2 protein-coding genes (1 of these 2 only partly in view) are annotated in these 15,560 nt (G+C 75.5%); both read right to left on the bottom strand.

What is annotated here, in order from left to right; genetic code table 11:
• On the bottom strand, nt 1-1,341 hold the 5' portion of the coding sequence (locus ACY0MR_RS32510; RefSeq protein ID WP_473556961.1) for a non-ribosomal peptide synthase/polyketide synthase. Its footprint begins 16,857 nt before the window's first position; 1,341 of the gene's 18,198 nt are visible here — the first part of the coding sequence; the start codon lies at nt 1,339-1,341; the stop codon falls past the left edge of the window.
• Nucleotides 1,338-15,560 (bottom strand): amino acid adenylation domain-containing protein, encoded by a 14,223-nt coding sequence (locus tag ACY0MR_RS32505; protein WP_473556959.1) that lies wholly within the window; start codon nt 15,558-15,560, stop codon nt 1,338-1,340. The genes ACY0MR_RS32510 and ACY0MR_RS32505 overlap by 4 nt, the downstream gene beginning before the upstream one ends.

Raw genomic sequence — 15,560 nt, 5'->3', positions numbered from 1 at the left:
GGCGTCGAGAACGTCGATGTCGCCGACGGGCCGGTCCGTGTCCATGACCGCGGCACGCAGGACGCGCTCCAGGCGGCGCAGGATCCGTTCGGCCGACGCGTGGTCGAACAGGTCGGGGCGGTAGTCGAGGCGCACCTGCACGCCGGCGGCCGTGCGGGAGACGACGAGGGTGAGGGGGTAGTGGGTGGCGTCACGGCCCTTGGCGCCGACGAGGCGCAGCCCGGAGTCGAGCCGGGTGCCCTCGGCGGCCGGGTCCACGGGATAGTTCTCGACGAGGACGGTGGTGTCGAAGAGTTCGCCGACGCCGGCGAGTGCCTGGATCTCGGCGAGGCCGAGGTGCTGGTGGGGGCCGAGGTCGGCCTGTTCGTTCTGGACGCGGGCGAGGGCCTTCGACCACGGTTCGTCGTGGTCGAGGGCGACGCGCACGGGCACGGTGTTGATGAAGAGGCCGACCATGGACTCGACACCGGGCACCTCGGCCGGACGGCCGGCGACGGTGGTGCCGAAGACGACGTCGTCGCGGCCGGTGAGGCGGCCCAGGACGACGGCCCAGGCGAGCTGGACGACGGTGTTCAGGGTGACCGCGCCGGAGGCGGCGAGTTCAGCGATGCCGTCGCCGAGGTCGGCGGGGAGCAGGGACTCGACGCGCTCCGGCATGCGGGCCTCGCGGCCGGCGTCGGCGGGGGCCAGGCGGGTGGCCTCCTCGACGCCGGCGAGGGTGCGCCGCCAGACCTGCTCGGTCTCCGTGCGGTCCTGGGCGGCCAGCCACCGGAGGTAGTTCTTGTACGGGGTGACGGGGGGCAGGGCCTGCTCGCCCTGCTCGTAGACGGTGAACAGTTCGCGCAGCAGGACCGGCATGGACCAGCCGTCGAGCAGGATGTGGTGGTTGGTGACGACCAGTCGGTGCAGGTCGTCCTCACGGCGGATCAGGAGGCAGCGGATCAGCGGCGGCGCGGCCAGGTCGAAGCGCTCGGCGCGGTCCCGGTCGGCGAGGCGGACGAGTTCGGCCTCCCTCTCCTCCGCCGGCAGTCGGGTGAGGTCGGCCTCGCGCCAGGGCAGGTCGACCTCGCGGAGGAGGAACTGCACCGGCTTCCCGGAGCGTACGGAGCGGAATCCGGCGCGCAGGTTGGCGTGGCGGCGGAGCAGGGCGGCCATCGCGTCCTTGAGGCGGTTCGCGTCGAGCGGTCCCTCCAGGTCGACGGCGAGCTGGACGGCGTAGACGTCGGGGCCTTCGCCGTCGTCGAGCAGGGAGTGGAACAGGAGGCCTTCCTGCAGGGGGGACAGGGGCAGGACGCCCTCGAGTCCGGACGGCTTGCGGGCCGGTCGGCTGGTGTGCGTCACGTCAGATCCTCCAGGTCGGCCAGGTCGGCCTCGAGCTCGTCGATCTCGTCCTGGTCCAGGTCTGCCAGGGAGAGGTCGGATGTCGTCAGACTGCGGGGGGCGCCGCCGGCGGGGGCGGCGTGTGCGGTGCTGTACCGCGTGAGGGCGTCCAGTGCCTCGAACCAGAGGCCGGTGAGGGACTCGACGTCGGCCTCGTCGAAGAGTCCGCCGGGCCAGGTCCAGGTGACGGTCAGTTCGGGTCCGGAGGGACGGTCGTGGGTGACCGCGTTGACCTCCAGGCTGTGGGCGAACGGCAGGTCCGGGTCGGTCGGGGCGATGCGTACGTCCTCGGGCGCGGCGCCCCAGTCGGCCGTGCCGGCGGAGTGGTCGGTGCGGACGCGGCCCAGGTAGTTGAAGCCGATCTGCGGTCCGGCACCGCCCGCGAGGAGCTCGGCGGTGCGCGGGTTGAGGTGGCGGAGCAGGCCGTATCCGGCGCCCTTGGCGGGGACCGCGCGGATCTGGCCGCTCACCCGGCGCAGGGCCTCTCCGGCGGCGGGGGCTCCGCCGCGGACCTCGTGCCATCTGACGCCGGGGTCGAGGCGCAGCGGGTGCATGGTGGTGAACCAGCCGACGGTGCGGGAGAGTTCGGCGCCGTCGTCGTCGCCGCGGCCGTGGCCCTCCACGTCGAGGAGCACGGGTCCGGCGCCGGGCGCGCCGCGCCTGCGGCCGCGCCGCCATTCGGCGAGGGCGAGGGCGAGGGCGGTGAGCAGGATCTCGTCGGGGCTGGTCCCGGTCGCCGTGGGCACCGCGGTGAGCAGGGGCTCGGTGCGGTCGGCGGGGAGGGTGCGGGAGCGGCGGCTGGTGGTGGCGTGGGTGTCGACGGCGGGGTCGAGGGGGCGCCCGGCGAGCAGCGGGTCGGCTTCCGCGGTCATCCGCTCCCACAGCGGGAGTTCGGCCTCGGCGGTGCCGGTGAGGGCGCGGTCGGCGAGGTGGCGGGCCCAGGTGCGGAAGGAGGTGCGGACGGCGGCGACCCGGGTGTCGCGGCCGGCTTCGGCATCGGTCCAGCAGGTCATGAGTTCGGGGACGAGGACGCGCCAGGACACGCCGTCGACGACGAGGTGGTGGGCGAGGATCAGGAGGCGTCCGGCGCGGTCGGGCCCGGCGTCGAACCAGACGGCGCGGAACATGTCCCCGCGGTCGGGGGCGAGGGCCCGGCGGGCCGTCTCGGCGTGGTCGGTGAGGACGGGGGCGAGGGCGTCGTCGGGGACGGCGGTGATGTCGACCCGGGTGACGCGGTCGGCGGCGTCGGTCTTGCCGGCGGGCGGGACTTCCAGGGTCCAGGGGCCGGCCGCGGTCCGGTCGAGGCGGGCGCGGAGCAGGTCGTGTCCGTCGAGGACGGCCTGGGCGGCGGCGATCAGGGCCGGTTCGCCCAGGCCCGCGGGGGTGCGGAGCAGGACGGACTGGTTGAAGCCCTCGACGGGGCCGCCGAGGCCGCGGAGCCACTCCATGATCGGGGTGGCGGGCACGGTGCCGGTGCCGTCGTCGGGGGTGTGCGGGGTGTCGGCGCCCGGGGCGGTCGCGGCGAGGGCGAGGGCCTCGACGGTCTGGTGCTGGAAGATGTCGCGCGGGGTGAGGACGAGTCCGGCCTCGCGGGCCCGGCTGACGAGCTGGATCGAGACGATGCTGTCGCCGCCCATGGCGAAGAAGTTGTCGTCCACGGCGACCTGGGGGACGCCGAGGAGGTCGGCGAAGAGGCCGCAGAGGAGCTGCTCGCGCTCGTTGCGCGGGGCACGGTCGCCGCCGCCCTCGTACCGGGGTGCGGGCAGGGCCCGGCGGTCCAGCTTTCCGGTGCGGGTGAGGGGCAGTTCGGCGAGTTCGACGAACGCGGCGGGCGTCATGTAGTCGGGCAGCAGTGCCGCGACGTGGGTGCGGAGCGCGTCGGGGTCGAGCGGCCGGCCGGTGGCCGGGACGGCGTAGGCGACCAGGCGCTTGTCGCCGGGGCGGTCCTCGCGGACCACGACGACGGTCTGGGCGACGGCCGGGTGGGCGGCGACGGCGGCCTCGACCTCTCCGAGCTCGATGCGGAAGCCGCGGACCTTGACCTGGGCGTCGGCGCGGCCGGCGAACTCCAGGGCGCCGTCGGCCCGCCAGCGGACCCGGTCGCCGGTGCGGTACATGCGTGACCCGGGCGGTCCGTACGGGTCGGCGGTGAAGCGTTCGGCGGTGAGGCCGGGTCGGCCGGTGTAGCCGCGCGCCAGGCCCTCGCCGGCGACGTACAGTTCGCCGGTGACACCGTCGGGGACGGGTCGCAGGGCCGTGTCGAGGACGTAGACGCGGGTGTTGTCGAGCGGGCGGCCGATGGGGAAGGCGTTGCGGGCGACGTCCTCGTCGGTGAGGGCGTGGTGGACGACGCACAGGGTGGTCTCGGTGGGGCCGTAGCTGTTGGTGAGCCGGGCGCCGGTGGTCTGCTCCAGGACCTTGCGGACGGCGGTGGCCGACGCGGTGTCACCGCCGACGTAGATGTCGCGCAGGTCGCGGAAGGCGTCCGCGTGGTTCTCGGCGAGGAGGCGGAAGACGCCCTCGCTGAACAGGCCGACGGTGACGCGGTGCCGGGTCATGGTGGCGGCCAGGGAGGCGATGTCGGTGGCGTCCCCGTCGGTGGCGACGATCCGGGCGCCGTTGAGGAGGGGGCCCCACAGTTCGTAGGTGGAGGCGTCGAAGGACGGCGGGGAGTGCATGAGCACCCGGTCGTCGGCGCCGTGGCCCCAGTAGCGGTCGCGGGCGAGTCCGGCGACGTTGCGGTGGGTGACGGCGACGCCCTTCGGCTCACCGGTGGAGCCGGAGGTGTACATGACGTACGCGAGCCGGTCCGGGTGGATCGCGGGGAGTCCGGCGCCGGGCGCGCCGGCCGGCGGGAGCCCGTCGTCGAGGAGCAGGACGGGCGCGGAGCCGTCCGGGACGCGGCCGGCGGTGGCCGTCTCGGCGAGGACGAGGACGGTCGCGGTGCCGTCGAGGATCCGCCGGGTGCGGGCCTCGGGGCTGCGTGCGTCGAGCGGTACGTACACGCCGCCGGCCTTGGCGACGGCGAGGGTCGCCACGACGTGGGCGGCCCGGTCGGTGAGGAGCAGCGCGATCCGGTCCTCGGGGCGGACGCCCCGGCCGAGCAGGGTGTGGGCGAGCCGGTCGGAGCGCGCGTCGAGTTCGGCGTAGGTGAGGGCGAGGTCGCCGCGGACGAGGGCGACGGCCTCCGGGGTGCGGGCGGCCTGACGGCGGAACAGGTCGGGCAGCGACGCCTCGGGCCGCGGGTGGTCGGTGTCGTTGCGGACGACGAGGAGGTCGTGGAGTTCCGCGTCGTCGAGGACCGCGAGGCCGCTGATCGGCAGCTCGGGAGTGTGGGCGGCGGCGGTGAGGAGCCGCTGGAGCCGGGTGGCGAGGGTTTCCGCGGTGGAGCGGTCGAACAGGTCGAGGGCGTACTCGATCCGGCCGAGGATGCCGTCGGCGGCGCCGTCGGCGGTGTGCCGCTCCCAGAGGCTGACGGACAGGTCGAACTTGGCGACCGGGGCGTCGGCGCCCTCGACCTCGACCCGCAGGCCGGGCAGGTCGATCTCGGCCCGGGCGGTGTTGTGGAGGATCAGCATGATCTGGAAGAGCGGGTGGCGGGCCAGCGACCGCACCGGGTTCAGCTCATCCACCAGCCGCTCGAACGGCAGGTCCTGGTGGGTGTACGCGGCGAGGTCGGTCTCGCGGACCCGGGCGAGCAGGTCGCGGAAGGTCGGGTCGCCGGCGGTGTCGGTGCGCAGGACCAGGGTGTTGACGAAGAAGCCGACGAGTTCGTCGAGGGCGTCGTCGGTGCGTCCGGCGACGGGGGTGCCGATGGGGATGTCGCCGCCGGCGCCGAGCCGGGTCAACAGGGCGGCCAGGCCGGCCTGGAGGACCATGAAGAGGCTGACGCCGTGGGCGCGGGCGAGCGCGGCGAGCGCGGCGTGCGTCTCGGCGTCGAGCTCCAGCGGCACGTTGTCGCCGCGGTAGGTGGCCACTTCGGGCCGGGGCCGGTCGGTGGGCAGGTCGAGCTCCTCGGGGAGGCCGTCGAGGGCGTCCCTCCAGTGGTGGAGCTGGCGGGTGAGCTGGCTGTCGGGGTCGGTCTCGTCGCCCATGACGCCGCGCTGCCACAGGGTGTAGTCGGCGTACTGGACGGGCAGGGGCTCCCACGCGGGCGCGGCGCCGCGGGTCCGGGCGGTGTAGGCCCGGGACAGGTCGGCCAGCAGCGGGGTGAGGGACCAGCCGTCGCTGGCGATGTGGTGGGTGACGAGGACGAGCACGCCGTCGCCGTCGCCGCCGGTGGTGAGCAGGCGGGCCCGCAGCGGCGGCTGGACGGTCAGGTCGAAGCCGCCGAGGACGGTGTCGGTGATCGTCTGCTCCAGCTCGGCGGCCGGGACGGTGTGTTCGTCGAGGACGGCGGCGCCCTCGACGGGGCCGAGGACGTGCTGGCGGGGGACGCCGTCGGTCTCGGGGAAGACGGTGCGCAGGCTCTCGTGGCGGTCGGTGACGTCGCGGAGGGCGGCGCGCAGGGCGGCCCGGTCGGGGGTGCCGGTGAGGCGGAGCACGAGGGGCACGTTGTAGGTGGCGTTGGGGCCTTCGAGCCGGTTGAGGAACCACAGCCGGGTCTGGGCGAAGGAGAGCGGGACGTGGTCGCCCCGGTCGGCGGGGACGAGCGCGGGGCGGGTCTCGCCGGGGGCGGTGAGCCGGGTGGCGACGCCGGCGACGGTGGGGGCGTCGAAGAGCGCCTTGACGCCGACGCGGACGCCGAGGGTGGAGGCGATCCTGCTGAGCAGGCGCATGGCGAGCAGGGAGTGGCCGCCGAGGGCGAAGAAGTCGTCGTCGACGCCGACGCGTGCGACGCCGAGGACGTCGGCGAAGAGGCCGGCGAGGATCTCCTCCTCCGGGGTGCGCGGGGCGCGGGTCACCGGTCCGCCGACGGACTCGGGGGCGGGCAGCGCGGCCCGGTCCACCTTGCCGTTGGCCGTGAGCGGGAGCGCGTCGAGGACGACGACGGCGGTGGGCGTCATGTACTCGGGGAGCACCTCGGCGACGTGGGCGCGGACGCGGTCGGGCACGAGCCGCTCGCCGGGGGCGGGGACGACGTAGGCGGTGAGCCGCTTGTCGTCGGGGTGGTCCTCGCGGACCAGCGGGAGGGCCTGGCGGACGCCGGGGGCGGACAGCAGGGCGGCCTCGACCTCGCCGAGTTCGATCCGGAAGCCGCGGACCTTGACCTGGTGGTCGGCGCGCCCGACGTACTCCAGGACGCCCGCGGAGTTCCAGCGGACCCGGTCGCCGGTGCGGTACATGCGGGCGCCGGCGGGTCCGTAGGGGTCGGCGACGAACCGTTCGGCGGTGCCGGCGGGGCGGCCGAGGTAGCCGCGTGCCAGGCCGGTCCCGGCGATGTAGAGGTCGCCGGTGACGCCGTCGGGCACGGGGAGCAGGGCCGCGTCGAGGACGTAGGCGCGGGTGTTCCACATGGGGCGGCCGAGCGGGACCGGTCCGGCCGCGAGCGGGGCGCCGGCCGGGACTCGGTGGTCGAGGACGCCGACGGTGGTCTCGGTGGGGCCGTAGTGGTTGACGACGGCGACCTGCGGGTGCCGGGCGCGCCAGGCGGCGAGCTGTTCGGCGTGCAGGGCCTCCCCGCCGGTCATCAGCTCGGCGGTCGGGGAGAGGTCGTCGGGCAGGGTGTCGAGGAGGGGCAGGTGGCTGGGCGTGGCCTTGAGGAACGTCAGGCCGCCGGGGACGTCGAGGGTCTCGTCGAGGTCGCCGACGTGGAGGCAGCCGCCGGCGAGGAGGGTGCCGTAGAGCGTGGTGAGGCCGAGGTCGAAGGAGAGCGGCGAGTGGAGCAGGGTGCGTCCGCTCAGGCCGGGGTACTCGGCGGCGCAGCGCACCACGTAGTCCACCAGGGCCCGCTGCTCGACGACGACGCCCTTGGGCGTGCCGGTGGATCCGGAGGTGTAGACGACGTACGCGGCGTCGTGGGGGGTGACGGGCGCGGTGCGGTCGGACGCGGCGGGTGCGTCGGTGCGGGCGCGGTCGAGCGCGTCGACGGTGTCGGAGGCGTCCAGGACGAGGACGCGGGCACCGGCGGCGGCCAGGTGCGGGGCGGCGTCGAGGGTGGCGGCGGTGGTGAGCACGAGGGCGGGCCGGGCGTCCGCGAGGAGCCGGGTGACGCGCTCGCCGGGGTGCTCGGGGTCGAGCGGCAGGTAGGCGGCGCCGGCCTTGCCGACGGCGAGCATGGCCGCGACGGCGTCGGCGGAGCGGGGCAGGGCGAGGGCGACCAGGGTGTCCTGGCCGACGCCGTGTGCCAGGAGCAGGTGGGCGAGGCGGTTGGCACGGGCGTCGAGCCCGGTGTAGCTGAGCCGTTCGTCGCCGCAGACGACGGCGGGGGCGTCCGGGGTGCGGGCGGCCTGCGCCTCGAAGAGCTGCGGGAGGGTGGCGTCGGGGGTGTCGTGGCCGGTGGCGTTGCGGGTGACGAGCAGGTCGTGCCGTTCGCTGCCGTCCATGACGGCGAGCCGGGCGATGGGCCGGTGCGGGTCGCCGAGGGCGGATCGGAGGAGCCGGACGAAGCGGCCGCAAAGGGCCTCGACGGTGGGCCGGTCGAAGAGGTCGGCGGAGTAGCCGGCGGCGGCCTCGACACCCTGCGGTTCACCGTGCTCGTCGTACCGTTCGGCGACGGAGAGGAGCAGGTCGAACTTGGCCATGTCGGGGTCGATCGGCGCGACTTCGGCACGCAGGCCGGGGAAGTCGACCTCGGGGCGGTCCAGGTTCTGCAGCACGAGCTTGATCTGGAACAGCGGGTGGCGGTTGAGCGAGCGGCGCGGGTTGAGCGCCTCCACGAGCCGTTCGAACGGCAGGTCCTGGTGGGCGAAGGCGGCGATGTCCGCGGTGCGGACGCGCTCCAGGAGTTCGGCGAAGGTGGGGTCGCCGGAGGTGTCGGTGCGCAGCACGAGGGAGTTGACGAAGAAGCCGACCACGTCGTCGAGGGCCTCGTCGCCCCGGCCGACGACCGAGCCGCCGATCGGGATGTCGGTGCCGGCGCCGAGGCGGGTGAGGAGGGCGGCGAGCGTGGCGTGCAGCACCATGAAGGGGGTCACGCCGTGGGCGCGGGCGAGGCCGAGCAGGGCGCGGTGGGTCTCGGGGCCGAGCTGGAAGGGCACGAGGCCGCCGCGGTTGCTGGGCAGCGCGGGCCGGGGCCGGTCGGTCGGGAGCGCGAGCTCCTCGGGGAGGCCGGCGAGGGTGTCCTTCCAGTAGGCGATCTGGGCGGAGAGGACGCTGTCCGGGTCGCTCTCGTCGCCGAGCCGTTCGCGCTGCCACAGGGTGTGGTCGGCGTACTGGACGGGCAGCGGGGTCCAGTCGGGCAGGCGGCCTCCGAGGGCGGCGGCGTAGGCCACGCTGAGGTCGCGGGCGAGCGGGGCGGTGGACCAGCCGTCGCCGGCGATGTGGTGGACGACGACGACGAGGACGTGGGTCTCGGGTCCCGTCTCGATGAGGCGGGCGCGGAACGGGGCCTCGCGGGTGATGTCGAAGCCGCGGCCGACGGCTGCGGCGACGAGCGCGTCGGCGTCGGGGCCGGCGGCGGTGACGACGTCGAGGACGGGGCGGGCCCGCTCGGGGTCCAGGACGAGTTGGCGGGGGACGCCGTCGGTCTCGGGGAAGACGGTGCGCAGGCTCTCGTGGCGGGTGGCGACGTCGGCGAGGGCGCGGCGCAGGGCGTCGTGGTCGAGCGGACCGGAGAGCCGCAGCAGCAGGGGGATGTTGTAGGTGCCGTCGGCGGGGTCCATCCGGTTGAGGAACCACAGGCCCCGCTGGGCGTAGGACAGCGGGAGCCGGTCGGGGCGTTCGCGGCGGGCGAGGCCGCCGCGGGCCGGTCCCGCGTCGGCGAGCCGTGCGGCGAGACCCGCGACGGTCGGCGTCTCGAAGATCGCCGCCACCTCCAGGTCCGTGTCCAGGGCGGTGCGGATCCGGGCGACGAGGCGGGTGGCGAGCAGGGAGTGGCCGCCGAGGGCGAAGAAGTCGTCGTCCAGGCCGACCCGGTCGAGGCCGAGCATGTCGGCGAAGACGCCGCACAGGATCTCCTCCTGCGGGGTGCGCGGGGCGCGGCGTTCGGCCGTGGTGAAGTCGGGGGCGGGCAGGGCCTTGCGGTCGGTCTTGCCGTTCGGCGTGAGCGGCATGGCGGGCAGGGCGACGAGGACGGCGGGGACGAGGTGTTCGGGCAGTGCGGCGGCGAGGGCCTCGCGCAGGGCGCGGACGTCGTCGTCGCCGACGACGTAGCCGACGAGGTGGCGGTGTCCGCCGGGTCCGGGGACGACCGCGGCGGCGGCGTCGGTGACGCCGGGCAGGGCCCGCAGGTGGGCCTCGACCTCGCCGAGTTCGATGCGCTGGCCGCGGATCTTGACCTGGGCGTCGCGCCGGCCGATGAACTCCAGCTGTCCGTCGGGGCGGTGGCGGACGAGGTCACCGGTGCGGTACATGAGGCCGCCGCCGGCGGCGAACGGGTCGGGGATGAACGCGGCGGCGGTGCGCTCGGGGTCGCCGAGGTAGCCGAGGCCGACGCCCGCGCCGGCCACGTACAGGTCGCCGGCGGTGCCGGGCGGGACGAGCTGCCGCTCGTCGCTGAGGACGTAGAGGGTGGTGTTGCGGACGGCATGGCCGATGGGGGCGGTGATGCGCCGCTCGTCGAGGGTGTCGGGGGTGAGGACGGCGTGGGTGACGTCGTCGGAGCACTCGGTGGGTCCGTACGCGTTCATCATCGGGATGCCGGGGAAGCGGGCGAACCAGCGGCGGCACAGGTCGGCGGGGAGTTCCTCGCCGGTGACGACGAGCCAGCGCAGGGCGGGCAGGGCGGGGACCTCGGCGCCCTCGTCCCAGGTGTCCAGGGCCGCGCGCAGCAGGGAGGGGACGACCTCCAGGACGGTGACCCCGTCGTGGCCGACGAGGCGGAACAGCCCCAGCGGGTCGGCGGCGAGGAGCCGGCCGACCGCCAGGACGCGGCCGCCGGTGAGCAGCGGGGCGATCATCTGCCAGACGGAGACGTCGAAGGTGAGGGGGGCGTTCTGGACGACGGTGTCGGCGCCGGTGAGGGTGAGGTCCTCGACCTTGGCGAGCAGGTGGTTGTTCATGCCCCGGTGGTGGACCATCGCGCCCTTGGGGCGGCCGGTGGAGCCGGAGGTGAAGATGACGTACGCGAGCTGGTCGGCGGCCGGGGCGGTGGGGTCGGCGGCCGGGGCGGGGCCGGCCGGTTCGTCGACCGCGAGGGCCTGCGTCCCGGTTCCGGCGACGGCGGCGGCGCCGGTCTCCTCGTGGCCGGGGCCGGTGAGCAGCCAGGCGGCGGAGGCGTCGGCGAGCAGGGCGGCGTTCCGTTCGTGCGGCGCGCGGGTGTCCAGCGGGAGGTAGGCGGCGGACGCGGCCTGGATGCCGAGGAAGGCGGTGATCGCGGCGGAGCCGCGGTCGGCGAGGACGGCGACGACGGTGTCCCGGCGGGCGCCGCGGGCGCGCAGCCGGGCGGCGAGCCGGTCGACGCGGTCCATGAGCGCGGCGTAGGTGACGTCGCCGTGGTCGTCGGTGACGGCGACGGCCTCGGGGTGCTCGGCGGCGACGGCGCGGACGCGGCCCACGACGTCGGTCATGGTCTCGGGCGCGGCGGTGTCGTTCCAGGCGACGAGGAGGCGGTGGGTCTCCTCGTCCGAGAGGAGCGGGGCGCTGCCGATGCGGGTGTCGGGGGCGGCCGTGGCGGCGTCGGCGAGCCGGGCGAGGCGGGCCAGGACCGCTTCGGCGGTGGTGCGGTCGAAGAGGTCGGTGCGGAACTCCAGGGCGAGGAACAGCCCGGCCTCGTCGCCGTCGGGGCCGCGGTGCTCGCGGACGTTGAACGACAGGTCGAACTTGGCGGTGCCGGTGGGCACGTCGACCAGGCCGAGGGCGAGTCCGTCGACGGCGGGCAGGGACCGCTCCGAGCTGTCCATGGAGATCATGACCTGGAACAGCGGGTGGTGGGAGGTGGAGCGGGCCGGGTTGAGGACCTCGACCAGCCGCTCGAAGGGGAGCTCCTGGTGGGCGTAGGCGTCCAGGTTGCTCGTGCGGACGCGGGCGAGGAGTTCGGCGAAGGTGGGGTCGCCGGAGGTGTCGGTGCGCAGCACGAGGGTGTTGGTGAAGAAGCCGACGAGGGCGTCGAGGCTGTCCTCGGGGCGGCCCGTGACGGGCGTGCCGAGGGCGATGTCGGTTCCGGCTCCGAGCCGGGTCAGCAGGGTGGCGACGAGGGTCTGGACGACCATGAAGGTGCTGGTGCCGGTGGCGCGGGCGAGCGCGGCGAGGCGGCGGTGGGCGTCCGCGTCGAGGTCGAGGGCGACGAGGTCGGCGGGGGCGGCGGAACCGGCGCCGCGGGGGTGGTCGGCGGGCAGGTCGATGTGGTCGGGCAGGCCGTCGAGCTGCCGCTTCCAGAAGGCGATCTGGCGGGAGGCGGAGCTGTCGGGGTCGTTCTCGTCGCCGAGGGCGCGCCGCTGCCAGGCCGCGTAGTCGGCGTACTGGACGGCGAGCGGGGCCCGGGCGGGGGCGCGGCCGGCGCGGCGGGCCGTGTAGGCGTCGGTGAGGTCGCCGAGCAGCGGGGCGAGGGAGCCGGCGTCGGCGGCGATGTGGTGGAGCAGGAGCAGGAGGACGTGCCGGTCGGGGGCGAGGGCGAACAGGGTGGCCCGCAGCGGGGGTTCGCCGGCGAGGGCGAAGCGGTGGGCGACGGCGGCGGACAGCTCGGCGTCCAGGGTGTCGTCGCGCGCCGTGCGGACGGTGAGCGCGGGCGCGTCGCCGGCGGGCAGGATGTGCTGGGCGGCGACGCCGTCGGTCTCGCGGTAGACGGTGCGCAGGATCTCGTGGCGGTCGGTGAGGTCGCCGAGCGCGGCGTCGAGGGCGGTGCGGTCGAGCGTGCCGTCGAGGGTGAGCACGAGCGGGATGTTGTACGCGGCGCTGGGGCCTTCGAGCTGGTCGAGGAACCACAGGCGCTGCTGGGCGTAGGAGAGGGCGAGGTCTCCGTCGCGGGGCGCGGGGGTGAGCGCGGGGCGCTCGGAGGCCGCTCCTTCGAGGCGGACGGCGAGCCGGCGGACGGTGGGCTCGGCGAAGAGGGCCTCGACGCCGCAGTCCCGGCCGAGCTCGGCCGAGATCCGGCGGGCGAGGCGGGCGGCCATGAGGGAGTGGCCGCCCAGGGCGAAGAAGTCGTCGTCGGCGAGGACGGCGTCCTGGCCGAGGGCGTCGGCGAACAGGGCGGCGAGGGCGTGTTCGAGCGGGGTGCGCGGCTCCCGGCCCGCGCCGGTGGCGGCCGGGCCCGGCTCGGGCAGGGCCTTGTGGTCGACCTTGCCGTTGGGCGTGACGGGGATGGCGTCGACGACGGTGACGGTCGCGGGGACGAGGTAGCCGGGCAGGACCTCGGCGAGCGCGTCGCGGACGGCGGCCGGGTCGGGTCCGGCCGCCGCGCCGGCCGCGGGGACGACGTATCCGGCGAGCGCGGGGGTGCCGTCGGCGGACCGGCGTACGGTCACGGCGGCCTGGGCCACGGAGGGCAGGCGCAGCAGGGCGGCCTCGGCCTCGCCGGGCTCGACGCGGTAGCCGCGGATCTTGGTCTGCTCGTCGGCGCGTCCGACGAACTCAAGTGATCCGTCGATGAGTTGGCGGACGAGGTCGCCGGTACGGTACATGCGCTCGCCGGGCAGGCCGAAGGGGTGGGCGACGAACCGCTCGGCGGTGAGCGCGGAGCGGCCGAGGTATCCGCGGGCGAGGCTGGGGCCGGCGACGTACAGCTCTCCGGTGACGCCGGGCGGCACGGGCAGCAGGGCGCTGTCGAGCACGTACACGCGGGTCTCGGCGATGGGGTCGCCGATGGGGGGCGTGCGGGAGCCGTCGAGGGCCTCGCTCATGGTGGCGCAGACGGTGGTCTCGGTGGGGCCGTAGCCGTTGACGAAGAGCCGGCCGGGCGCCCAGCGGGAGACCAGTTCCTCACCGGCGGCCTCGCCGGCGATGAGGATGGTCATGCCCGGGGGCAGGTCGGCGGCGGGGTCCATGACGGCCAGCGACGACGGCGGCAGGATCGCGTGGGTGATCCCGGCCTCGCGGGCGAACGCGGCCAGCGGGTCGCCGGGCAGCAGCCGGTCGGCGGGGGCGAGGACGAAGGTCGCTCCGGCGAGCAGGCCCATGCACAGCTCGGGCACCATCGCGTCGAAGCCCATGGAGGCGAACTGGAGGACCCTGCTGCCCGGACGGACGTCGAGCCGCCGGACGAAGGTGTCGGCGAGACCCGGCAGTCCGGCGTGGGTGACCACGACGCCCTTGGGGCGGCCGGTGGAGCCGGAGGTGTAGATGACGTACGCGGCGTGCGCGGCGGTCAGCGGGGCGGTGCGGTCCGCGTCGGCGAGGTCGGCGCCGGAGAGCGCCGCCAGCTCGGCGGTGACGGCGGGGTCGTCGAGGGCGAGCGGGGTGCGCCCGGCGGCTTCGGCGACGGCGGCGGTGGAGGCGTCGACGAGCACGCGGACGGGGGCCGCGTCGCCGAGGATGTGCGCGATGCGGGCCTCGGGGTAGCCCGGGTCCACGGGGACGTACGCGGCTCCGGCCTTGAGGACGGCGAGGATCGCGACGACGAACTCGGCGGAGCGCGGCAGCAGCAGGGCGACCCGGTCCTCCGGTCCGACGCCGCGGGCGGCGAGGAGCCGGGCGAGCCGGTTGGCCCGCCGGTTCAGCTCGGCGTAGTCGAGGACGGCGTCCTGGAACGCGAGGGCGGGCGCGTCGGGCGAGGCGAGGACCTGGCGCTCGAACAGGGCGGCGAGCGTGGGGCTGTCGGTCAGGGGCGCGACCGCGGCGGGGCGGCCGAGGGCCGCGTCCCGCTCCTCGTCGCCGAGCAGTCCGATCCGGCCGAGGGGCGTCCCCGGCTCGTCGAGCGCACGGGCGAACCGGCCGACGAACCGCAGGTAGCGGTCCTGGTGGGCGGCGAGCTCGGCAGGGGCGTACAGCTCCGGGTGGGCGTCGAAGTCGACGCGGATGCCGCCGCCGTTGCCCCGGTCGTACACGGAGACGGCGAGGTCCTCGATGAGCCGCAGCGACATGTTGTGGGCGTCGGCGCGCAGACCGGCGAAGCTGAGGTCGTAGTCGAACGGGACGACGTTGAGCAGCGGGCCGAAGAAGCGGCGGTGGTCGTTGGGCAGGCCGAGGTCGCGGCGCAGCTCCTCGCCGCGGTAGCGCTGGTGGGCGACGAGGCCGCGCAGCGCGACCCGGGTGCGCTCCAGGAGTTCGCCGACGGTGGTGGCGTCGTCGACGGCGACGCGCAGCGGGACGACGTTGGCGGCCATGCCGGGCGCGGTGCGGGACCCGGGTCCCGGGCGGGCGGTGACCGGCAGGCCGAGCACGATGTCGGTCAGGCCGGTCATGCGGTGCATGTAGGCGACGGTGGCGGCGATGACGACGCGGGAGCGGGCGGTGCCGGCCTGCTCCGCCGCGCGGACCAGGTCCTCGCGGACGTCCTCGGGCAGCTCGGCGCTGCGCCGGACGAAGTCGGCGGACGGCTTCAGCGGGCGGGTGGAGAGGGCGACCGGCTCGGGCTGGTCGGCGTACCGGCCGCGCCAGAACTCCCGGTCGTCGGCGAGGTCCCCGGACGCGCGGTACGCGGCGTCCTCGGCGAGCAGGGTGCGGACCGAGCCGAAGGGTGTGGGGCCGGCATCGGCTCCGGTGGCGAGCGCGGTGTAGACGTCGGCGACGCGGCGGACCAGGAGGGCGGCTCCGACGCCGTCGAGCAGGATGTGGTGGTAGGCGTGGTACCAGAACCAGCGGTCCTCGGCGGCCTTGAACAGGGCGTAGGTGAACAGCGGTGAGCCGGTCAGGTCGATGCGGCGGCGCAGGTCGCGGCCCATCCACTCCTCGGCGGCGCGGCGGGGGTCGGCCTCGCCGGAGACGTCGACGGTCCGCAGGGTCCAGACGGGCTCGGAGCCGATGATCTGGCGGGGGCCGTCGTCGGTGTCGACGAACCGGATGTGCAGGGCGTCCGCCTCGGCGGTCATCCGGCGCAGCGCCCGCTCGAAGAGCGCGGCGTCCAGCGTGCCGTGGATCTCCAGGTACTCCGCCGCGCGGAAGATCGGGCTGTCGGGTTCGACGGCCTGCGCGAACCACACCCCTGCCTGAGCCCCGGTCAGCGGAAGCCGCTGCTCGCCGTCGGCAAAAGACTGAGACAGGTCCAT

Source organism: Streptomyces sp. JN8, assembly GCF_055808075.1.
Note: the sequence above shows the minus strand (reverse complement) of the source record. Positions and strands in the feature narration are given on the sequence as shown.

Coding starts and splice junctions, on each gene's coding strand:
- ACY0MR_RS32505 (WP_473556959.1), bottom strand. CDS start 15,560: ATGGACCTGTCTCAGTCTTTTGCCGACGGCGAGCAGCGGCTTCCGCTG.